We start from the raw sequence: 23373 nt of genomic DNA, 5'->3' as shown, positions 1-23373 counted from the left end.
TGTCTTTCCCAACTCTATTATAAGTTTTTTAACGCCTGCTTTATAAGCTCTTCTACAGTAGCTTCAGGTGTTACTTTTAATATATTATTAACTACTTTATCTGCTTGTTTCCGAGCAAATCCTAATACCTCTAAAGCAGATAACGCTTCTTCTTTATTTGTATTGTTTTGTTTTAATGAAACTTCATCTAAATCAAAGGTTTTTAGAATTTTATCTTTCAAATCAACAATAACTCTTTGTGCTGTTTTAACACCAATACCTTTAACAGATTGAATTAACTTTACATCTTCAGAAGCTATTGCTTGTTGAATTTCTTCAGATGTCATAGAGGAAAGCATAGTCCTTGCTGTACTCGGTCCAACCCCAGATACTGAAACTAATAATCTAAAAATTTCTCTTTCAGTTTTATTAATAAACCCAAACAAAGTATGTGCATCTTCTCTAATTGATAAATGCGTATATAACACGATGTTCTCATTTTCTGGTAATAAAGAAAATGTATTTAAAGAGATATGTAATAAATATCCAACTCCATTACAATCTACTACCACATAGGTTGGATTTTTCTCTACAAGTCTTCCTCTAATTTGTGTTATCATTCATTAATTTTTTGCGTTGTCTAAAGTAGAAAAAATATTTGTTTTTAAAAACACTCATTTTCAAGGTTTTTCACCCTCTTTTACATTGTTTTTTTTAATGATTTATTTTGTGCATCAACTACAGCAACTGCTGCCATATTAACCATTTCATCAACACTAGCTCCTAATTGTAATATATGAACTGGCTTGCTCATACCTAACAAAATTGGCCCAACAGATTCAACTCCGTCTACCTGCTTCATTAACTTATACGTAATATTAGCGGCATCTAAGTTTGGAAATATCAATACATTAACTCTTTTTCCATTTAATTTAGAAAACGGAAATTCTTTTGCTAACAAATCTGGGTTTAATGCAAAATCAGCTTGTAACTCACCATCAACCACAACATTTGGATAATTTCTATGAATATAAGAAACTGCTTCTCTAATTTTTGCTGAACTTTCTGACTTTGATGATCCAAAGTTTGAAAAACCTAACATAGCTACATTTGGCTTCATTCCAAACATTTTTGCCAAAGTAGACGTTAATTGTGTAATTTTTGCTAAATCTTTGGCCGTTGGATTGATATTAATAGTAGTATCAGCTAAAAACATTGGTCCTTGCTTAGTAAGCATTAGGTTTGTTGCTGCTACTCTAGTAACTCCTTTATCCTTTTCTATTAGTTCTAATATTGGCTTTACTACTGATGAATAAGGCCTAGAATACCCTGTAATCAAAGCATCAGCTTCACCACTATTTACCATCATAGCTGCAAAATAATTACGCTCACGCATTAATTTTTTAGCTTCAAATAGAGTTACCCCTTTTCGCTGACGTGTTTCCCAGAAAAAATCAGCATAACGATTTCTTCTTTCCTCTTCTTCATCTATTTTTGGATCGATAATCTGAACATCACCTGTAAATCCAAGTTCTTCTTTTAATTCCAAAATGACTTCTTTTCTACCTAATAAAATTGGAATACCAATTTTCTCTTCATAAACTCTTTGAGCTGCTTTTAACACATCTAAATGATCAGCTTCAGTAAATACAACTCTTTTTGGATTTTTCTTAGCTCGGTTATGTAATAATCTTATTTCTTTACTTCCTGTACCTGACCTATCCATTAACTCTTCTCTATACTTCTCCCAATCTTCAATAGGCTCTTTAGCAACTCCTGAATCCATTGCAGCTTTAGCAATTGCTGGAGGAATTTCGTAAATTAGCCTAGGATCAAATGGCTTTGGAATAATATAATCTTTTCCAAAAGAAAGACTTATTTCATCATACACTATATTCACTTGCTCTGGCACTGATTTTTTAGCTAAATCTGCTAATGCATGTACAGCAGCCATTTTCATTTCTTCATTAATTTTTGATGCTCTTACATCTAATGCACCTCTAAAAATAAAAGGGAACCCTAAAACATTGTTAACCTGATTAGGATGATCAGATCTTCCTGTTGCCATAATAATATCTTCTCTTGTAGCAACTGCCACATCATAAGAAATTTCAGGATCAGGATTTGCCATAGCAAACACAATAGGATTTTTTGCCATTGATAATAACATCTCTGGAGTAACTACATTACCTTTAGATAACCCTATAAAAACATCTGCATTATGCATTGCTTCTTCTAAAGTGTTCACATCTTTATGTGTTGCAAATTCTGCTTTTTGTGAAGTAAGATTATCTCTATCGTTTCTTATTACACCTTTACTATCACACATAATCACATTTTCCCTTTTAGCTCCTAGAGCTAAATATAAACGAGTACATGATATCGCAGCTGCTCCTGCTCCATTTACTACAATTAGAACTTTAGAAATATCTTTACCATTAATTTCTAAAGCATTTTTTAATGCCGCTGCAGAAATAATAGCTGTACCATGCTGATCATCGTGCATTACAGGAATATCTAATTCTTCTTTTAACCTTCTTTCTATCTCAAAAGCTTCAGGTGCCTTAATATCTTCAAGGTTAATCCCTCCAAAAGTAGGGGCAATTGCTTTTACAGTTTCTACAAATTTATCTACATCAGTTGCATCAACTTCAATATCGAATACATCAATATCTGCAAATATTTTAAATAGTAATCCTTTTCCTTCCATCACAGGCTTTGATGCCTCAGGACCAATATCTCCTAAACCTAAAACCGCCGTCCCGTTTGATATTACAGCTACTAAATTACCTTTAGCAGTATATCTATATACATTGTCTTTATCTTTTGCTATTTCTAAACAAGGCTCAGCAACTCCTGGGGAATACGCCAAAGACAAATCGTGTTGAGTTGCATACTTTTTAGTAGGAACTACAGAGATTTTTCCTGGCTTTGGTTTTGCATGATATAATAAAGCTTCTCGTCGTTTTCTAGATTCGCTCATAATAATGTTGTTTGTATTAACTGACAAATATACATTTTGTTCTGTTGTAAAAACAATTTAGAAACTGATAAAAATCATATTTAATTATCCTTTATTAATAGATTTTTGCGGCAACCAAAATAAAAAAACTAAATTATGGAAACTCCCCCAAAACAAATTATTAACGAAGAGGTAAAATGGGACAAGACCCAAACAATTGTAAGTAAAACGGATTTACACGGAACGATTTTATATGCTAATGATATTTTTACACAAGCTTGTGAGTATAGTGCCATTGAATTAATTGGCGAACCTCATAACATAATTAGACACCCAGATATGCCTAAAGTAGCATTTAAAGTTTTATGGGAAGCTTTAAAAAAAGGCGAAAACTTTCATGCCATCGTTAAAAACTTAACTAGAACTGGAAGATATTATTGGGTTATTACTGATTTTACAGTTGATAAAAATGAACAAGGTGAAGTTACTGGTTATACAGGACGAAGAAAAGCTGTTCCAGAAGGTGTTATTAAAAAAATTGAGCCACTATATAAAACATTACTTGACATTGAAAAATTAAAAGGCGAAAAGGTCAGTGAATTATATTTTGAAGGTTATTTAAAAGAAGAAATAGGCAAGAACTATAACGAGTTTGTTGTTGATTTATTTAAAGAGGAAAGTAAAAAAGAACAGTACGATACTCCAGCTAATAAAGATAAAATTAAAAAAGGCTTAAATTGGTTTTTCTTTGGTGATTTCCTTTAATAAACCACCCCTATTTTAAAAATAAAAAACAGTAACTTTTATTTAAAATTAAGGTTACTGTTTTATTTGTTTTAATTATTTTTGTTTAGACTAAATAAAGTATTAAATGACAAAAATATCCCCCAAACCAATCAAAATTATAAACGAAGAAGTAAAATGGGATAAAACCCAGACAATCATAAGCAAAACGGACATTCATGGTACAATTTTATACATGAATGATGCTTTTGAAGAAGCTTCTGAATACAATAAAATTGAATTAATTGGTGAGCCCCATAATATTATTCGTCATCCTGATATGCCTAAAGTGGCATTTAAAGTTTTATGGAACGCTTTAAAAAAAGGTGAAAATTTCCATGCTATTGTTAAAAACTTAACAAGAACCGGTAGATACTATTGGGTGATTACCGATTTTACAGTTGATAAAAATGAACAAGGTGAAATTACTGGTTATACAGGACGAAGAAAAGCTGTACCAAATGGTGTTATTGAAAAAATTGAGCCTTTATATAAAACACTTTTAGAAATAGAAAAAATAAAAGGAGAAAAAGCTAGTGAATTATACTTTGATGCTTTTTTAAAAGAGGAAACTAAAAAAACTTACGATGAATTTGTTATCGATTTATTTCAAAGTGAAATAAGAGACACCAAAATCCTAGAAGAAGACAACAAAGAAAACAAACTTAAAAAAAGTCTTAATTGGTTTTTCTTTGGTGATTTTCTGTAAAAAGAGGATAACATAATAAAACCTCCAAAGAATATCTTCTTTGGAGGTTTTATTATTAAAAGTTGAATTACTTATTATTTCATTTAATCTTTAATTATTTCTTTCAAATTTTGTTCTTGGTCTATTTCCCAAACATTAAAAACACCATCCCCATCAAAATCCACTATAGCAGTAGCACGCGCTTTAAAAGTATTCGTGGTAGCTTCTATAATTTCATATGAATATTTTGCTTTACCACCATTTTTATTAGTTAAAGGAACAACAAAATCAATAGCATTAAAATCATTTGAATATTTAGAATGCATATAAAAATGTGTACGTTGCATAGACCCCAAATGTTTTAATTGATTCTGAGCCTCAATACTTTTTGCTTTAGAAATCATTGGCATTAAATTAGGCAGCGCTATCAAAATAAGAATTCCAATAATAACAAGAACCACTAACAGCTCTTGCAAATTAAAAGCATCTACTTTTTTAGATAAAGTATTCTTCTTCAATTTCATAGTATATATATATATAAATGTCAAAAGTAAAAATATTTAGTATTTTTGCGCGACAATTTGTTGTTAAATTACGGCTTAAACAAATAAAATGAAAAAAACAATTGCTATAATCACATTAATAATGTGTGTTTCCTGCGGGGTCCTTCCTCAGAAAAACAATTTTCACACTACAAAAACACCCGTTGAGTTAGGTGTTATTGGAGAAAAACAAAAATCTCTTCGAAAAACTGCTTTTCAAACTTTTGGAGTTCCTAAATACGATCAAAAAATTAAGGTTTCTTACTCAATACATCAATTCAAAAAAGACACTTACAAAGAATACAAAAAAGCTATTAGTGGAAAAGATCAGACTCAAAAAATAATTTTTAACGATAGCATTCCAAACAAACCATTTTATACTAGCATCAGTGTTACTGATAAGGTTTCTATTGTTTCTTCAATAAATGAGAATAACTTATCTATTTTTAATTACTTAAAAAAATCACCTGAGGCTACGATAATTACTGGAATAAAACTCACCTCGGGAGCACCTTTTTTAAATCAACTTAAACAAAGTGACGCTATTTATTTACAAACAGATAAATATAAAAAACAAAGACTACTTCTATTTAAAAACGAAAAAAAGATTGGAGAATTAGACCTTTCTAAAGAGGTAATTTTTGGATATCAATTATCTTCATTCTGTTGGAAAACTACTAAAAGAAGAAAAATTAAAATAGCCACTATTGTTAATGAGGGTCAAAATTGCAGTAATACAACTAAAAGAAACGCTCAAGAACTTGAAAATAAATTAACTGAAAATAGTTTTAAATTTTAAAAAAATGAAAAAGTTAACAATCATTGTAAGTATCTGTTTTCTATTAAATTCTTGTGAAGCTATTTTTATTAAAAATATTTCAAATGAAAGGATCATATTACTTGCTCCTAGCAATGGTGCCCAATTAGACGCAGGATTAATTAGTTTTAATTGGCAAACTATTGAAGATGCAGATAACTATAATATCCAAATTGCAACACCGACCTTTAAAAACGCAACGAAAACTTTGTTGGATACCATAATTAACAATAAATCTATAAATAAAGATTTAACAAGTTCACAATATGAATGGAGAGTAAAAGCTATGAATACAGAATATGAAACTAGTTATTCAACAAATGCTTTTATTATAAAATAAAAAAAATGCTAAAAAAACATACAATTAAATTTATTTTAATACTATTTCTAGGAACTCTTAATGGGTTTACTCAAGAGAATATTAACAAAGAAAAAGAACGAATTCAAAAATTAGAACAAAAATTAAACAACCTACTAACAACAATCCCTGGGCTTACAAAAACTGTAGATTTTAATGTAAGTGGTCAAAACCTTCCAGTTTTTATTAGAGCCATTGGAAAAGCAAGAAAAGTTAATTTAAGTGTATCTGACGAGTTGCAAAATACAAACTTAACACACAATTTCTCTAACGCTCAAATTAAAGATATTTTACTTTACTTATGTAAAGAATTTAAACTTACATTCATTGTTACTGGTAATATTATTTCATTAAAAAAACACGTTCCAAAAAAAGAAAAAAAACCAGGATACATCCCAAAGAATATCCCCGTTGAATATGATGTTACTTCTGATTTATTTACTGTTGACTTACAAAATGATTCTATTGCTGTTGCATTTAAAAAAATCACTAACATATCAGGGAAAAACCTTGTTTTTTCATCAGATATAGGTAGGAAAACAATTTCTGGATACATAAAAAACAAGTCTTTTGAGAGTGCTATGGATAAACTAGCATTTTCGAACAACTTAATAGTCACAAAAACAAAAGACAATTATTATTTGTTTGAAAACGCTACAAGCTTTCAACAAAACTCTAATAATCGAAATTCAATTAATAATGGTCAAACTATAAGACCGACTCGCTATCAAAATTCAAATTTGTTTTTTAAAATAATCGATACTGAACATCTACTATTAGATGTAGATTTTGAAAACGCTAAAATTGAAACTGTTATCAACGATATAGGAAATGCTTTAAAAATTAATATTTTTACTAATACCCCTTTAAATAACATAGGTAAAGCTTCAGTAAAAGCATCAAGAATTACTTACGATGAATTGTTATCTAAAATTTTAGAAGACACTAAATTTACTTACAAAAAGAAAAAGAGCATTTACTATTTTGGTCAAAAAGAAAAAAGAATAATTAGAAGTTCTGTAGTCATTCCATTGATGCATCGTTCTATTGAAATAATGAATCAACCATTACAAAATAGAGCACGTAATAGAGTTCAAAACTTTAATGGTAATAGAAATTCACTCACTAATAACTCTAACAATTTTAATAGTTCTCAACAATCATATTCTAACGGAAATAGAAACAATTTTAACAACCAAAGAAATAACAACTATAATAGTAGACAGCAAAATATTCGCAACCCAAACCAATCTTTTGGAAATTATAATTCTAAAGCGGAAGCTTTAAAAAGTATTATACCAAAAGATATCATAGGTAAACTTGAAATAATAACCGATATAGAACAAAATGCTTTTATTGTAAGCGGTGACACACAAGAAGTAGAAAAATTCAAAGAATTTGTAAGTAAGATAGATAAACCGATACCTGTTGTTTTAATTGAAGTAATGATATTAGAAGTTACTAAGTCGGCATCAGTTAGCACAGGTTTAGATTTAGGTATAGGAGACAAACCAACTAAAGATAATGGAAGTATTTTCCCTTCTGCAAATATAAATTTGGGAGCTACTACTATAAACAAAATCATTGGAGGATTTAATGGCTTTGGATCATTAAATGTAGGTAAGGTAGTTCCTAACTTTTTTGCAAAAATCCAAATGATGGAAACAAATGGTGATGTAAAAATAAGGTCTACCCCAAAATTATCAACTTTAAACGGTCATAGTGCATCGTTATCAAATGGAGAGCGCTCATATTATAAAGATGAAAGAACTGATGTTATAGGTTCTCAAAACCCTCAAACAATACAAACTAACCAATACATCCCCATAGATGCTGATTTATCGGTAAACATTAGACCGATAGTATCTGGAGATGAACAAATAACACTTAGTGTAAATGTTTTACAATCTAGTTTTAATGGTAAACGTATTGATAAAAATGCTCCTCCAGGAATGAATTCCAGAGAATTTACTTCTACTATTAGAGTTCAGGATCAAGATGTTATTATTTTAGGTGGATTGGAAGAAAACATTAAAAACGATTCAGGTTCAGGAGTCCCTTTTCTAGCAAGAGTTCCTATTATTAAATGGTTATTTAGTAAAAAAACAAGAACAAACTCTAAAACAAAATTATCTGTTTTAATTAAACCAACTATCATTCGTTAATGTTAAAGAAATGGTTACTATACGGAACAAGTTTTTGTGCTATTGAGCATTCGACAGATAAAAATAATACAGATTTTTATACGGGGCTTCAATTATCTAAAAAGAAAAAAGAACTAACTGTAACAAACAGGCATCAATATAATAGTATAGATGAAGTTATTCCTTTTGTAAAAGCGAACAAACATGCTTTTTTAATTATTAATAATCAACATGTACTTTCTAAAAAGATAACAGTAATTAATGATAATCAAAAGAAGCTTATTCAAGTAGCTTTTCCAAACATTGTAATAAGTGATTTTTACTATGAAATATACTCAAACGATACCGAATCATTCATTTCTATCTGTAGAAAAGAACACATTGACTATGTAATTGATCTTTATTCAAAGAATAGTATTTCTATTGTTGATTTTTCACTAGGAAATTTAGCACTTCAAAATATTCTTCCTTTTATAGGAAATGATAATTTTAATACTTCTAATGCTGAAATAACAATAAAAAACAATAAAATAGCTGTTGTTGAAAAAAAATTTATAGAGGACCATACATATATTGTTAATGATTTAGAAGTATCTAATCATGAATTATTACCGCTAGGAGGTGTTTTATCGTACTATTTTGACCAAAACATGGAACAAATAGGTTTAACTCAAAAAACAGAGGGGTTAAAAAAAACATATCAACAAAAAAAACTTTTTGACTTGGGTTTGAAATTCGGGCTTGGGTTTTTATTTACAATTCTTCTAATTAATTTTTTAGTATATAGTCATTACACAACCAAAGCAGATCAACTGACCATTGATGTACAATTAAATGAGCAAACAAAAAACAGACTAATAAGCTTACAAGAAAAAGTAGCGCAAAAAGAAAAAGTAGTAAAAAACTTACAATCTGTCTCTCAATCTAAAGTTTCAAGACACATAGATGAAATAGCTCAATTAATTCCAAATACTATTTTACTTACAAATATTTATTATCAACCAATAAAATCTCGCGTAAAAAAAGGGAAAACAATTCTTGTTACCAAAAATCAAATTATAGTAAAAGGTGTTAGTAAAAAAAATGAAGATTCAACTCATTTAATTTCATTGTTAGAATCAAAAAAATGGGTTGATAAAGTAACAATTATGAGTTACGGAAAACAAAAAAAAAATATGGAATTTGAATTATTAATACATATAAACAATGAATAACCAACAAAAAAACATTGGCTTACTTGTTGGATTTTTAATCACCTTGTTTGTTGTATATAATTTTGCAATTAAAAATACTTTTGAGGTTAAAAACAAGTATTCAAACCTCTTAAAAGAAAAACAATTATTAAACAACGCAACCAATAGAACCATCTATTTGACTCAAAAAAACAATTTTTTAGATTCTATTTTAAAATCAAAAAATGTTTCACTAAAAAATTCATTTCAACAAACGCTACTTCAAAAAATCACCTCTTTTTCTGAAGAAAAAAAAATAGAAGTACTTGCTTTTGATGAACCGCATGAATTTATTGAGAAAAACACTACCATTACTACTTTTTCATTTGAAGTAAAAGGAGATTTTAGCACTCTTTTAAAATTAATAAATCATATAGAACAACAACAATTAGGCGAATTAATATCTATCCATTTTAAAAAGAAAAAGAACTACAGTAAAAATCGCATTTATTTAACTGCTGCTATTTTTCTACAAAAAATCAAAAACAACTAACCAATAACAGTACTTAGCTTAAACATTGGTAAATACATAGCTATTAATATTACAGCTACAACTCCACCTAAAAATAAAATAATTAGAGGTTCAATTACCGCACTTATTGTTTTAGATTGATACTCTATTTCTTGATTATATTGATATGTTAATCTGTTAAAAATTGTCTCTGTCTGATTCGTTTCTTCAGCCACTTTAATTAACGAACTCATTTTTTTATCAAAAATTGACTGATTACCTATACTTTCATGCAAACTTTTCCCTTGTAAAATATCCTCTTCAACTTTTGATAATGCAATTTGTAAAGGATAAAAATCTATCATTTTTTTAGTTAGCTGAATACCATTTAACAATGGCACTTTAGCACCAACTAATAACGTAATAGCTTGAGTAAATTGTGCTATTCGTACTTTACGTAAAAAACCACCTACAAAAGGAACTTTCAACAAAAAGGCAGCACTCCATTTACGATACCAAATTTTATTTTTAGCTAACTTCATAAAAACAAAAAAAGCTATAATCATTAAAATCACTACCCAATAATACGATGAAAAAACATTTGAAAAACTAATTATTTGTTTGGTAATCCAAGGCAATTCTACTTTGTTTTGTTTAAAAATATCTGCAAACATTGGCACTACATATTGCAACATGAAGCCTACTGCTAAAAATGCAGTACATAAAACAACCATTGGATAAGACAATGCATTTAATATTGTTCGTTTTTGTTCATTTTTTCTTCTAAAAAAAGCACCTAGCTCGTCAGTTACTTTTTGAAGCGTTCCTGTTCTTTCACCTATTTGCAATGAATAATATTCGTATTCTGTAAATTGTTTTTCAAGCCGTATTGCTTCTGATAAATTTTTCCCAGAAATTAACTCATCTACAATTGTTTTAAATAGCACTTTATCTGCTTCTTTTTTTTGTTCAGCTCCTATTAATTCAAGAGCATCTTTTAGCTCTAGACCAGCATTTAACAAAACTGATAACTCTATATAAAAAGCTTCTTTCTTTTTATTAGAAAAAGAGCTACCGAAAAAGTTAATTTCTTTTTTTAGAAGTGCATTAATATCAAAAGAAGTATCCTTCTTTTGTTTAGTTTTTTGTGTATTTTCTAATTTAAAAGCCATTAGTCATTTAAATAGTGCATTGCACTTTTACTTTTATATATAAACATTTTTTTAGATCCGAATTTAGCAGAAGTTTCAATCTGAATTCCATCAATAACACCAGAAGTAACGAAATCGCCATCTAAAAATATTTTTTTATTCATTAGTTGAACGAACATCGTATCCTTTTCTCGTACTATATAACCATCATTAAATACATAACTTATTGAATCAATAGAATTGGTTAAAAACAAGATATCCTTTTCTTTTTGATATGAAACTGCATAGGTATTAAAATCTTGCCATAGCGCTCTTTCTAAAAACTGAATCTCTTGTTTTTTATCTAAATTAGATTGAATGCTTTTAATTTGTTTTTGAACCATTAACAATATAAGAATAGCTAATGAAACTACAATACTAGAAATTACTAAAACAACTAGTAACTCACTCAATGTAAAAGCTTTTATTTTTTTAGTGATTTTCAATGAATATTTCTTTTTTTATCAATTGTTTTTTATGTAAGATATTTACAGCTTCAAAATGAACTACCGAATACACACCTTCTTTTACCTTTAGAATAGAAATTTTCCAATCATCAATTTCATCAGCATATGGGAGTCGTATTTTATTATTTTTATATAAATATCGCAACTCCGTTAACTCAGCTTCAACAGCCTGTGTATTCTTACTAACTGTGCTCTGCATTATGTTATTTAATGTAGCAATGGCAATACCAAAAACCACTACAATAAGTACTGTTGCTACCATTACCTCTGTTAAAGAGGACGCTTTTAATTTTCGGCTGAAAAACGATTTCAATATAACCACTTTGCTACTTTTTGAGTTGAATTCCCTATTTGTAGTCCACAATATTGCTCAGGCAATTTATTAACATTAATAACGCCATTAAAAACAGTATTAATATACACACTTCCAAAGTGTTTTGTGATAAAACTACTAGCGTATACGGAACCATAAACACTTCCTAATAGTTCTAAGTTTTGATTACAATACACTTCTCCTGTTATGGTTGTATTTTTAGATATAACTAATTGAGATTTATAATTTGATCCTTTTTCTTGATGAAAAAGAACAACTCCTTTAATATCACAATTTTCATTAATAGCTATCGAATTCTCTTCTGGTGGATTAATTTCTAATTTTTCATTTGAAAATAATACCAACGCCGAAGGATATTTCAATTTACAACCTCTAGCTACTTCTATTTTTTTTGTAGCCAATACTTGAAAACTACCTATTACATTCCTCTTAATCTTAACAACGGGAGCTATCAAAATAACATCTTCCAGAAGTGAAGTAGCATCTACTACAATAGATTTATTAGAATGAATTATAATATTTCCTTGTAATTGCACATTTCTCAAATAAATACTTTCAGATTCTTGAAAAACAGCCGTCGGCTGCGAAAATGATTGCCTTTTTTGCACGCCCTCTTCTAATTCAAATGAAATCACTTCATCATTCAAATACCTTTTTTGAATCAATCCTTTTATATATTCAAGGTTATCAATAGATGGAAGTGTAGCAGAACTTAATTTTTGGTTTCCAAAAATTAGTTGTTTTCCATAGTAAGAAGTTCCTGAAATATTACCTCCTTTTACACCTCGTTCAGGCAAAGCTACATCTCCTGTAATCTTGGTATCACCAACCAATACTAATGGCTGATTATTATCTTTTAAATATAAAGCATCTCTTTTAATGTTATTCCCTCCTATTAACCCTGTTTTTTGAAAGTTTTCATTTTTAACTGTAGAAGTAACGGTAACTTTATTAAAAACTCCCCAATGATCCTTTAATAAAGTTGTTTTTTCGAGTTCATTATTAGAAAATTGTTGTTCTTGAGGTGTATTATATGGAACATCATTTTGACTAATAAAATCAAATCCAAATTGTACATTTTCAATTGCCTCTTTATAAAAACTATTTTTTAATTGTACTCTTCGTTGTAAATAAATTAATGCAATAAAAGCAAAAACAATAATTGCAATGAGTACCGAAATAACCAAAACATATTGCAACGCCCCCGCTTTTACTTTTTTTAAAAACACTTTATTGTAATTTTATCGTTTTAATAACCGTATTGAAACGAACTTTTATTTGCTCACTATTTGCTTTTATCAGTTTCACTCCTGATAACTCTTCACCAATTCTTAATAACTCCTGCTTACCATTTACTGTAATAGTGTACGATTTTGAATTACCGCCCTCTACAACTCCATTATATACAACAGTAGGAAATGGAATGTTCACTTCTAGTTTAGGTGCAATATTCTTTCTTTTAACCTTTTTCTTTTCAGAAAACATCGTTCCTAAAAAAGGATCACGATACTTCGCAGTAACTACATACGATTTCGATTTATTAATTTTTTTAGGAATGTATTTTTTAGGTATTTGATCACCTAGTATTTCATTTTCAGTAGGGTTTATTTTTTTGAAAAACTGATACCCAATCAAGCCCCAAACAATTAATACAGCAACTAATAAAAAATATGTTTTTTGTTGTTTATTCATTTCTTATGATATCAATAGTGAAAATATTTCATCAACAGAAGTAATTCCTTCAGCTACTAATGAAAGTGCATTGTCTTGTAAAGTAGCAATGTTATTTTGCTTTAAATAACTAGAAATATTTAACTCCTTTTTTTCTATACTCTCTACCAATTCTTTAGTAATAGGAATAATTTCATAAATAGCTTTTCTTCCTTTATAGCCTGTTTGGTAGCACTCAGTACAACCGTTAGCCTTAAAATGAGTGGTTACACTTTCAGGAATGACAACTCCTTTAGGAAAAACATCTATCGTTAACTTTTCTTCTGTTTTACAAGAGGTACATAATTTACGAATCAACCGTTGTGCAACACTCACATTTAAAGTACTTGCTATTAAAAAAGGTGGAACCCCCATATCAATTAACCTAGAAATTGTTGCCCAAGCTGAATTTGTATGAATTGTAGACAATACCAAATGTCCAGTTAATGCGGCTCTAATTGCCATATTAGCTGTAGCAACATCACGAATTTCACCTACCATGATAATATCAGGATCTTGACGTAAAAAAGTACGTAATGTACTAGCAAAATCTAGCCCTATATTCTCTTTTAACTGCACTTGATTCACTCCTTCTAAAGTATACTCAATAGGATCTTCAATTGTTAAAATATTAGTATCATTTGTATTTAACAATTTTAAAGTAGCATACAACGTTGTTGTTTTTCCTGAACCCGTTGGACCTGAAATCAATACAATACCATTTGGTTTTTTAACCGCTATTTTATAAGTGTCTAATTCATTACTTGTAAATCCTAAATTTTCTAGTTGTACAGTTAAGGTGTTTTTAGATAAAATACGAAGTACTAACTTTTCTCCATGTAATGTTGGTAATGAGGATACACGAATATCAAAGTCTTCTTTTCCTGTTGAAATATTAATACGTCCATCTTGAGGTAATCTTTTTTCAGAAATATCTAGCCTCCCCATTATTTTAATCCTATTAACTATTTTTGGATATTCATTTTCTGAAATCACATAACGTTCCAATAGCTTACCATCAATTCGAAAACGAACCCTATGCTGTTTTTCATAAACTTCAAAATGAATATCACTACTTCCTAATTCTTTTGCCTCATGAATCATATTTAGCAAAAAGTCTTCCGAATAATTTAACGATGAGCTCGAGTTTCCTGAAGTTCTTTTTCGGTAATTTTTTTGAAGATATGTATCAATAGTTTGTGAATTTTCTTTTTCTAAAACTATGGTACTACCTAATATAATTTGTAACTCTTGTTGTAAAGAAGCAAGATCATTAAAATCTGTTTTAAAAGTTAACGAAGTTTTATCGCTCTTAACAGGTACGATTCTATATGAATAAGCCTGCTCAGCAGTAATTAACTGAATAGTTTCGGTAGGTATTTCTAAAAGTTCCTTTTTCATTTAAATAACGTATAAATCTACAATGTTAAATAGCCAATTTAGTAATAATAACAAACTTAAAAATAAAGACTGAAACCCTGCTAATGGAACAGTTTTATACTGTAATTTATTTTTCAAAATTAAAAATAAAAGTAATGAAAAAATAAGTGATGTAGAAAACACCACTAAAAATGTACCTATTGGAAAACTACATGCAAATACTATAAACATTAAAAAATCTCCTACCCCTATTGTTTCTAATAGTTTCTTTTTCATAATAAAAGTTGAATACAAAAATAACACTACAGTTAAAACAGCGATAAAGCCTACATTTAACAGTACATTTATTAAAAACTCCTCTAATAATGAGTTTTTATAATGTAAAACTCCTCCTGAAATCACTCCTAAGAGAAATAAATACAATACTACACTTCTGTTTTTAAAATCCTGATAAAAAATCAGCAATAAAAAGAGGATGAAAATAAGTTGTAAATAAAGCAATTTATTTTTTTGTCAAAAATACAAAAGAATTTATTACCCATTCCTATAAAAAAACTTAACACTATTAATTATTAAACATATAACAATCAACATGTAATAAATTTTATATATTTTTGCATGAAGAATGAAAAAAAATTGCTAATTAAAACATCACTCTTATCATGAAAAAAATAATGTTAAGCATTTTCACAATGCTTGTATGTGTATTGGGGAATGCACAAGAATTACCTAAAATAGTACCTCCAGCACCAACTGCTTTTGAGTTAACAAAATACGGAGATTTCCCTGTAGGTTTAAATACAGGAGTAACTGGAGTTAATCTACCTATTCAAGCTTATAAGACAAGAAATTTAAATGTACCAATTTCTTTATCATATAGCTCAAGTGGAATTAAAGTTGATCAATTAAGTTCAAATGTAGGTTTAGGTTGGAGTTTAAATATAGGTGGAGTAATTGCCAGAACTGTAAGAGGAAAAGAAGATGAAAATTACAGGTTAGAACATCCTGTAAAAGAAATAAACAGAGTAGATTTATATCCTATTGAACAATTATCAAGTCAACCAACTTTTAGTGAAAATGTTGATGTAGACCCTGATATTGTTTCTTTCTTATATAATGCTGGTAAAACTGACTATATAGATTCTGAATCTGATATGTTTTCATATAATATGCTAGGTAAATCAGGGAAAATAGTAATAGACAATGAAGGTGTTTATAGAACAGTACCTCACACAAATTTAAAAATAGAACGAAATTTAATTAGTGGACAAAAAGGGTTTGTAATAACTACTGATGATGGTGTAGCTTATCATTTTAATGATGAAGAAATTTTATACTCTAGAAACAAGTGTAATAATGCTGCTGCATCACCTCCTGAACAAGGCTATACAAGTTCATGGTATTTATCTAAAATAGTACACCCAAAGGGAGATATAATTAACTTTGTATATGACACTAATAATAAAGAAGAATCATATACAACAAGTATATCACAATCTTTAGAACTAACTTCTACATATCCTATAGGCAATTCTAATTTCCCTTTAACTACTGGAATTATTGATTGTGAAAACTTTAATAGAGTAATAAGAAAGAGACTTATTGAAATAAATAGTAACCAACCTCAAAGTGGTAAATTGTTAATTGATAATTCAACATTGCACCCTAGTCCTAGTGCTGTTAATTATAGGTTAATTAAAAACATTCAATTATTAGATCAAAGTAATAATTTAATAGATAAAACAGATTTCACATATCATTTTTCATCTAATAAGAGAGTGTTTTTAGAAAATTTGACGTTCAAAAACCCTCAAAAGAAGTTTTCGTTTGCTTATGATGATTTTAATGCTTTTCCTAAAAGATTTTCTTACAGTCAAGATTATTGGGGGTATTATAATGGAAAAACAAACCAATCAATGCTTCCTGATTTAGGAGAAAGTTACCCTGTTTTTGCAAAACAAACATCCCGTTTAGCTAATAGAAATTTGGATACTGTTTATTCTAAAAAAGGATTATTAACAAAAATAGTGTACCCTTCAAAGGGATATACAAATTTTGAATATGAAGGTAATAATTATTATGGTTACGAAACAGAATTAAACTATGAATACAAACCTGGTTTAACTATCGTCGGAGAGCAAATTAAATCTAATACTTTTACTATTGGTGATTACAATGCAGGAAAAAATGTTGAAATTGGGCTAAATTATCAAGTAAAAGGATATGTAAATTCATCTCAAGGATGTTATGATTATCCATTAGATAAGGCAAATGCAATTATTAAAATTTACGATATCACTAACGGTTCAAACAATTTAGTATATGAAAAAGGGTTTAATACAACTCAAGGGTCAATTAATTTTTCAACTATTACTAATTTACCACATAGTAAAAATTATAGAATTGAGATTCTAAATGGTAGCTATACCCCAAATAGATGTGTTGATGCTTCAGTTTCTTTAAGAATTAAAAAATATACTACTAGCTATAAAAACATTTTTACAGGTGGTAATAGAGTTAAATATATAAGAAATTACGATTTTAATACAGATATTTTAAACACCAAAAGGTATTATTATACCGACATGAATGATTTAACAAAATCTTCAGGTGATGCAACCATTAAAGGCTTAGGTCATGTACAAGGTAGAACAGCATTTAAAGACATAGGAAGTCTTGGTTCCAACATTGTTTCTGAAAATTATTTAACCTTAAGATCAACAGGTAGTTTTCCTCTTACCAATTCAGGTAGTAGTAATGTATATTATAAAAAAGTAACTATTAGTAATGGTGGCGATGACTTTATTAATGGTGGAGAAGAACATGAGTTTATAGTTAATAGAGACTCTCCTGGAGAAACACTTTTAGGTGCAAACCGTGTAATAGCAAATTTCACAAATTTTGGTTGGAATCATGGATTAGAAAAAAAGATTCAGTTTTTCAAAAAACCACTATCTAAAAGCTCAACAAAAACCGTTGTAAAAGAAATAACAAATAATTATAAACTTGACAGAACTGTGTCAGAAATATCTAATTATAACATAAGTTCTAATTATAATATCGTTGTTATGCAGCCAGCATATCCTACTTATAAATGTAAAGCTGCTGATTTAATAGGTACAACACCAGTATGGCAATGCCATACGAATCATTCACATGCTATTAGTGGACCAGGCTGGTTAGATCCTGTAACTTATTACTCATCAACAAGTAATGGTAAAGGACCTGTGACCATTGGTCAAATAAAATGTAAAAGTCCAGGCGCTACTAATATAAAAATTAGAGATATTAAACATAAATGTTTTGGGAAAAATGTAAATGACTTAGTTTCTTTTCCACAAATAATAAGGAATTTAAATGTTCATAAATATAAAACATACTCTTATTGGTCATACCTAGATAAAACTATAGAAAAACAGTTTGATATAAATGGAAATAATCCAATAACAAATACTATTAATTATTTTTACGATAATATAAATCATCTACAACAAACTAGAGTAGAAAAAACCAATAGTAAAGGAGAGGTATTAAAAACTAAAATGTATTATCCTGATGATAAAAGCCAATTATTAGGGATAAGCCCAGGAGCTTTAAAAGCTATTGATAGTTTAAAAAAACAGCATCGTATAGCAACACCAATACAAACAGAAAGTTATAAAAATGTACTGGTTAATTCTGAAACCGGGCAAAGAACTGATAAAAAATTAAGTACGCAACGTACTAATTTTAAAGACTGGGGTAATGGTATCATTGAAGCAGATACTATTCAAACAGCAAAAGGAAATGGAAATTTAGAACCACGTATTGTATATCATAAGTACGATAGTAAAGGAAATCCAACCGAGGTAAGTAAAGTAGGTGGTACCCATATTGTCTATTTATGGGGGTATGATTATTCGCAACCTATAGCCAAAATTGAAAACGCTACCTATGCACAAGTAATGACTGCTTTAGGAAAAACAAATACTGAAACATTAAGTTATTTACAAAACTATACTGAAAGCCAGATTCAAACAGAGATTCAAAAAATACGTAGTGCAATTAGTACCGCACAAGTAACTACTATTACTTATATACCTTTAGTTGGAGTGAGTACTATGACAGATCCAAGAGGAGAGAAAATCACCTATCATTATGATAACTTTAATAGGTTAGAATTTGTAAAAGATACTCAAGGAAATATTTTAAAAGAAAACAAATACAACTACAAAAATTAATAAGACTATGAAAAAGCTATTATTTATTTTATTATGTATTTCAATAAGCTCTTATGCACAAGTTGTACAAGATGTTGAAAAAACCAATTACCAAGTAACTGGAACAGCACACTTAACTGCAAGTAGAAGTATTACCCTAAAACCATTAACTTGGATAAAAGCAGGATCTACATTTACCGCAAAAATTATAAATGACCCATACATACCATTAAACCTTAGTAATGAAAACTATGTGTTAACTAGAAGTTTTCAAACAGAAACTAAAACTGGAACAGTTTCCAATAGAGAAGATGTAGTAGAACAAATAACCTATTTTGATGGATTGGGGCGTGCTAAACAAAGTATTGCTATACAACAATCACCAACCAAAGAAGATATTGTTACCCATATAGCCTACGATGAACTTGGAAGGCAAAATGAAGAATATTTACCCTATGCTGTAACTAGTAATAATGGAGGAATTATTTCAGGAGCTGAGTTAGGAACAAAAAATTATTACAAAACACAGTACGCAGCTGATTTTCCAGGTGTAACAGATGTAAATTTAATAAACGCTTATTCAAAAAAAGAGTTTGATAATTCACCGTTAAACAGAGTTTTAAAACAAGCAGCACCAGGAAAAGCATGGGAGCTTGGGGGTGGCCATGAAATAGAGTTTGACTATCAAACAAATTCGGCTGCCGATGCTGTTAAACTATTCAAAGCTACGACTACTGTAAATGGAAATGTATACACACCTGCTTTATCAACTACATCGTCTAATTATTTAGCTGGAGAATTATACAAAACAGTTACAAGAGATGAAAACCATAGTGGAAGTACTAAAGATCACACTACTGAAGAATTCAAAAATAAAGAAGGGCAAGTAGTTTTAAAAAGAACCTATAATAACAATGTAGCGCATGACACGTATTATGTATACGATGATTATGGGAATTTAACCTTTGTACTTCCTCCAAAGGTAAGTACAGCAGACGGAAGTGTATCAACTACTGAACTTTCAGAGTTGTGTTACCAATACAAATACGATCATAGAAATCGCTTAGTAGAAAAGAAAATACCAGGAAAAGGAGAAGAGTATATTGTGTATGATAATTTGGACCGTCCAGTATTAACACAAGATGCTAAGCAAAAACCAAACAAAAAATGGTTATTTACCAAATATGATGCTTTAGGAAGGGTAATTAACACAGGTATTTATACGCACAGCACAATAAGTTCACAGCCTGCTATGCAAAGCTATTTTAACACCAATAGCTCAACGGTAACAACAGGTGAAGTATTAACCATAAATTATTACGATACCTACCCAAGTGTACCAAGCGAACTATCAGCTCCGTCAAATGTGTATAGCAAAGCGGTAACAACCAATACTCAAGGATTAGCTACGGTTAGTAAAGTTAAAGTATTAAATACTAATAATTGGATAACTACCGTAACCTATTATGATGCCAAAGCACGCCCAGTATTTGTAGCTAGTAAAAATGACTACCTAGGAACTACTGATATTGTTGAAAGTAAGTTAGATTTTGTAGGGAAGGTATTAGAAACAAAAGCTACCCATAAAAAGGGAAGCTCAGAGATTGTAACCATAGATGTATTTAGTTATGACCATGCAGGTAGAATGACTAAACAAACCAATAAGATAAATAACCAAACAGCTGAAACTATTGTTGAGAATACCTATGACAAACTAGGGCAGTTAAAAAACAAAAAAGTAGGAGCAGGTTTACAAAAGGTTGATTATGCATACAATGTTCGTGGTTGGTTAAAAAATATTAACCAAGATAGTGATGCTAATGATAATGATTTGTTTAACTTTAGCTTAAAATATAATAACCCAACCATGGGAACAGCATTGTTTAATGGAAATATCGCACAAACTAACTGGAACTCACTAAGTGTAAACACGGGTAGTACAGTAAGTAACCAATACACTTATAGTTATGATGCACTAAACAGAATCACCCACGCAGTGGGGTCTAACACTTCAAATTATAACTTAGGGCATGTTAATATTCCTGTTACCTATGATAAGAATGGTAATATTACAAGATTGTATAGATATGGTCATACAAATACTGGAGCAACTTCATTTGGAGCGATGGATAATCTGTATTATACATATGATGCAGGAAATAAGCTTTTAAAAGTTACCGATATAGCCAATAAAACCCACGGTTTTAAAGACGGTACCAATACAGGAAACGATTATACCTATGATGCCAATGGTAATATGATTGCTGATGCTAATAAAGGCATTACTAATATCACTTACAATCACTTAAACCTGCCAACTAGGGTTACTATTGGAGGGCAACATATTGATTATACTTATGATGCTAGTGGTTCAAAATTAAGAAAAACAGTAAGCGGAATAACTACTGACTATGCAGGAAACCATATTTATAAAAATGGAGCGTTAGAATTCTTTAACCACTCTGAAGGATATGTAAAACCTGTTATTTCGAGCGGTAGCACAGCAATCTCATCATTTGAATACGTATACCAATATAAAGATCATTTAGGAAACGTTCGCCTATCATACACAGATAATAATAAAGACGGTGTTATTACTGCAAGTAGTGAAATTATAGAAGAATCTAATTATTATCCCTTTGGACTTAAACATAAAGGTTACAATAATATTACTAACTCCCTAGGAAATAGTACTGCGCAGAAGTATATGTTCAATCAAGGAACAAGTAGTAAAAACTTTCAAGGTAAAAAGGGTAAATCTTTCAAAGTAGAGAGACAGGAAGAATTAGGACTTAAACTCGATATGACTAAATTCAGAATGTATGATTATGCATTAGGAAGATTTACAAGTATTGATCCTTTAGCCGATGCAAATCCTCAAGAGAGCTGGACACCTTATCAATATGCGTATAATAGTCCTGCACAGTATAATGATCCTTACGGAGATTGTCCTTGGTGTTGGGGTGCAGTTATAGGTGGAGTAGCAGAATATCTAGGTCAAGTGGCAGTTAATCTTTCAAATGGTGATTCTTGGGATGATGCTATGTGGTATAATGTTGATGGAGCTGATATTGTTCTGTCTACTGTAGAAGGAGCCTTAACGGGAGGAGCAAGTACTTTAAAAAGAGTTGGTATAACATTAGGATCTGAAGTTGCAAAAGCTAGTGTGGATTATAAACTTAATGGCGAATCTGATGTTATATATACTAAGGGAAGTAAGAAAAAAACTAATACAGCAATTGTTGATGTGATTACTGGAACAATAGGTGCAGAAATTGGAGGTAAGGTAAATAGAGTATTAGATAAGTCTTCAAGTGTTAAAGCATTAAAAACAGCAAAATCAAAAGTACTTGCAACGTCCAAAAATTTGGACAAAGCTATCAATGTAGTAAAAAATGGTGCAAGAACTACCAAAGCAAAAACTACTAGTGAAGCATTTAATGCTTTTAATAAAGCGAAAAAAGGACAAGATGTAACTAGAATATTGTATATGATGGTAGGGAAAAAATCAGAAACAGGAATAAGTGCCCTTGAGGGGTTCCTTACAACTAAAACAGTTGATGAAACAAGAAAATAATGAAAACTCATTTAATTAAAAATAAAAACAGTAAAAGAGAAATTTATTTTATTCTTATAACAATAATCGGATTAGCGACATTTGGTTATTATCTTGGTTTAGAAAAAAAAAGACAATTAGAGAAAAGTCATTTATATACTATTGGTACTATTATTAAAAAATATAGAATACCCAAAAGAGGCTATCGTATAAGATATAGATACTCAATAAACGGTTCTTCTTATGAAGAAAACCAAGATTTAACAATAAAAGTAGACTTGGTCAAATTAGGGGATAAATTTAAAGTTAAATATTCTGAAGAAAATCTGACTGTGAGTAAATTAATTTTTGATAAAAGAATAAAGAATGAATAAATTATTAAATATAGCTTTCTTATTTAGTGCTCCCCCGCTATTCCTAGAATGGCTACTGCTAGTTTTTAACTAGTAGCGGGAAAGAGTAAGAAATACAAATGAGACCCCCCCGCTCCCGCATTCTATGGATAAAAACAAATAAAAAGCAATAAATTTTAGGCAGCAAAATTATGAGTATTAACATAAGGTTGCTGTCTTTTTATTACT

The 23373-nt window shown here is 29.6% G+C and carries 20 protein-coding genes; 10 read left to right on the top strand and 10 right to left on the bottom strand.

Annotation, left to right across the window (positions count from 1 at the left end; all coding sequences use genetic code 11):
- Positions 1–17: 17 nt before the first annotated feature.
- A complete protein-coding gene (gene ruvA, locus ACKTTQ_RS14960) occupies positions 18–599 on the bottom strand; it encodes a Holliday junction branch migration protein RuvA (RefSeq protein WP_093869751.1) in 582 nt (193 codons plus the stop codon).
- Between the two features lie 80 nt (positions 600–679).
- Entirely contained in the window at positions 680–2962 is a 2283-nt protein-coding gene (locus ACKTTQ_RS14955; protein WP_299133204.1) for an NADP-dependent malic enzyme, read from the bottom strand.
- Positions 2963–3097: 135 nt separating this feature from the next.
- On the opposite strand from ACKTTQ_RS14955, the gene ACKTTQ_RS14950 reads away from it, so the two are divergent.
- Together ACKTTQ_RS14950 and ACKTTQ_RS14945 are read left to right on the top strand one after the other, a co-directional pair.
- Complete coding sequence (locus tag ACKTTQ_RS14950) at positions 3098–3706, top strand: PAS domain-containing protein (RefSeq protein WP_093869749.1); 609 nt, start codon at positions 3098–3100, stop codon at positions 3704–3706.
- Positions 3707–3812: 106 nt separating this feature from the next.
- Positions 3813–4433, top strand: coding sequence for a PAS domain-containing protein (locus ACKTTQ_RS14945; protein WP_408049692.1), 621 nt, complete (start codon positions 3813–3815; stop codon positions 4431–4433).
- Positions 4434–4516: 83 nt separating this feature from the next.
- On the opposite strand, the gene ACKTTQ_RS14940 is transcribed toward ACKTTQ_RS14945, so the two are convergent.
- A complete protein-coding gene (locus ACKTTQ_RS14940; RefSeq protein WP_408049691.1) occupies positions 4517–4936 on the bottom strand; it encodes a prepilin-type N-terminal cleavage/methylation domain-containing protein in 420 nt (139 codons plus the stop codon).
- An 88-nt stretch (positions 4937–5024) separates the two neighbouring features.
- Here ACKTTQ_RS14940 and ACKTTQ_RS14935 point away from each other — a divergent pair, with 88 nt between their 5' ends.
- Genes ACKTTQ_RS14935 through ACKTTQ_RS14915 form a run of 5 tightly spaced genes read left to right on the top strand, consistent with a single transcriptional unit; the run spans position 5025 to position 9998 of the window.
- Positions 5025–5753 (top strand): hypothetical protein, encoded by a 729-nt coding sequence (locus ACKTTQ_RS14935; protein WP_408049690.1) that lies wholly within the window; start codon positions 5025–5027, stop codon positions 5751–5753.
- 4 nt (positions 5754–5757) lie between these two features.
- Positions 5758–6111, top strand: coding sequence for a hypothetical protein (locus ACKTTQ_RS14930; RefSeq protein ID WP_408049689.1), 354 nt, complete (start codon positions 5758–5760; stop codon positions 6109–6111).
- A 5-nt stretch (positions 6112–6116) separates the two neighbouring features.
- The gene (locus tag ACKTTQ_RS14925) at positions 6117–8294 is read left to right on the top strand and encodes a type II secretion system protein GspD (protein WP_408049688.1); all 2178 of its coding nucleotides are present in this window, start codon (positions 6117–6119) and stop codon (positions 8292–8294) included.
- Positions 8294–9487, top strand: a complete 1194-nt coding sequence (locus tag ACKTTQ_RS14920) for a hypothetical protein (protein ID WP_408049687.1) — start codon at positions 8294–8296, stop codon at positions 9485–9487. Before ACKTTQ_RS14925 ends, ACKTTQ_RS14920 begins: the two co-directional genes overlap by 1 nt.
- Complete coding sequence (locus ACKTTQ_RS14915; protein WP_408049686.1) at positions 9480–9998, top strand: hypothetical protein; 519 nt, start codon at positions 9480–9482, stop codon at positions 9996–9998. The genes ACKTTQ_RS14920 and ACKTTQ_RS14915 overlap by 8 nt, the downstream gene beginning before the upstream one ends.
- Here the strand turns inward: ACKTTQ_RS14915 and ACKTTQ_RS14910 are convergent.
- The 7 genes from ACKTTQ_RS14910 to ACKTTQ_RS14880 are packed head-to-tail and all read right to left on the bottom strand — an operon-like array spanning position 9995 to position 15460.
- Positions 9995–11128 carry a type II secretion system F family protein gene (locus tag ACKTTQ_RS14910; protein WP_408049685.1) on the bottom strand — a complete coding sequence of 378 codons (1134 nt, stop codon included), beginning with the start codon at positions 11126–11128 and terminating at the stop codon, positions 9995–9997. The genes ACKTTQ_RS14915 and ACKTTQ_RS14910 overlap by 4 nt on opposite strands.
- The gene (locus ACKTTQ_RS14905) at positions 11128–11592 is read right to left on the bottom strand and encodes a prepilin-type N-terminal cleavage/methylation domain-containing protein (RefSeq protein WP_408049684.1); all 465 of its coding nucleotides are present in this window, start codon (positions 11590–11592) and stop codon (positions 11128–11130) included. Before ACKTTQ_RS14905 ends, ACKTTQ_RS14910 begins: the two co-directional genes overlap by 1 nt.
- Complete coding sequence (locus ACKTTQ_RS14900) at positions 11579–11875, bottom strand: hypothetical protein (protein WP_093869739.1); 297 nt, start codon at positions 11873–11875, stop codon at positions 11579–11581. The genes ACKTTQ_RS14905 and ACKTTQ_RS14900 overlap by 14 nt, the downstream gene beginning before the upstream one ends.
- 47 nt (positions 11876–11922) lie before the next feature.
- The gene (locus ACKTTQ_RS14895; protein WP_408049683.1) at positions 11923–13176 is read right to left on the bottom strand and encodes a hypothetical protein; all 1254 of its coding nucleotides are present in this window, start codon (positions 13174–13176) and stop codon (positions 11923–11925) included.
- A 1-nt stretch (position 13177) separates the two neighbouring features.
- Entirely contained in the window at positions 13178–13639 is a 462-nt protein-coding gene (locus ACKTTQ_RS14890) for a hypothetical protein (RefSeq protein ID WP_408049682.1), read from the bottom strand.
- Between the two features lie 3 nt (positions 13640–13642).
- The gene (locus tag ACKTTQ_RS14885; protein ID WP_408049681.1) at positions 13643–15058 is read right to left on the bottom strand and encodes a GspE/PulE family protein; all 1416 of its coding nucleotides are present in this window, start codon (positions 15056–15058) and stop codon (positions 13643–13645) included.
- Positions 15059–15460 (bottom strand): hypothetical protein, encoded by a 402-nt coding sequence (locus tag ACKTTQ_RS14880; protein ID WP_408049680.1) that lies wholly within the window; start codon positions 15458–15460, stop codon positions 15059–15061.
- 239 nt (positions 15461–15699) lie between these two features.
- Here ACKTTQ_RS14880 and ACKTTQ_RS14875 point away from each other — a divergent pair, with 239 nt between their 5' ends.
- From ACKTTQ_RS14875 to ACKTTQ_RS14865, 3 genes are read left to right on the top strand one after another with little or no spacing between them, the layout of a single operon-like run.
- Positions 15700–19257, top strand: coding sequence for a hypothetical protein (locus ACKTTQ_RS14875; RefSeq protein WP_408049679.1), 3558 nt, complete (start codon positions 15700–15702; stop codon positions 19255–19257).
- A 7-nt stretch (positions 19258–19264) separates the two neighbouring features.
- Positions 19265–22813: a DUF6443 domain-containing protein gene (locus ACKTTQ_RS14870; protein ID WP_408049678.1), complete on the top strand. Its 3549-nt coding sequence runs from the start codon at positions 19265–19267 to the stop codon at positions 22811–22813.
- Positions 22813–23166 (top strand): hypothetical protein, encoded by a 354-nt coding sequence (locus ACKTTQ_RS14865; protein WP_408049677.1) that lies wholly within the window; start codon positions 22813–22815, stop codon positions 23164–23166. Before ACKTTQ_RS14870 ends, ACKTTQ_RS14865 begins: the two co-directional genes overlap by 1 nt.
- Positions 23167–23373 lie beyond the last annotated feature (207 nt).

Source organism: Tenacibaculum halocynthiae, assembly GCF_964512825.1.
GTDB lineage: Bacteria > Bacteroidota > Bacteroidia > Flavobacteriales > Flavobacteriaceae > Polaribacter > Polaribacter halocynthiae.
Note: the sequence above shows the minus strand (reverse complement) of the source record. Positions and strands in the feature narration are given on the sequence as shown.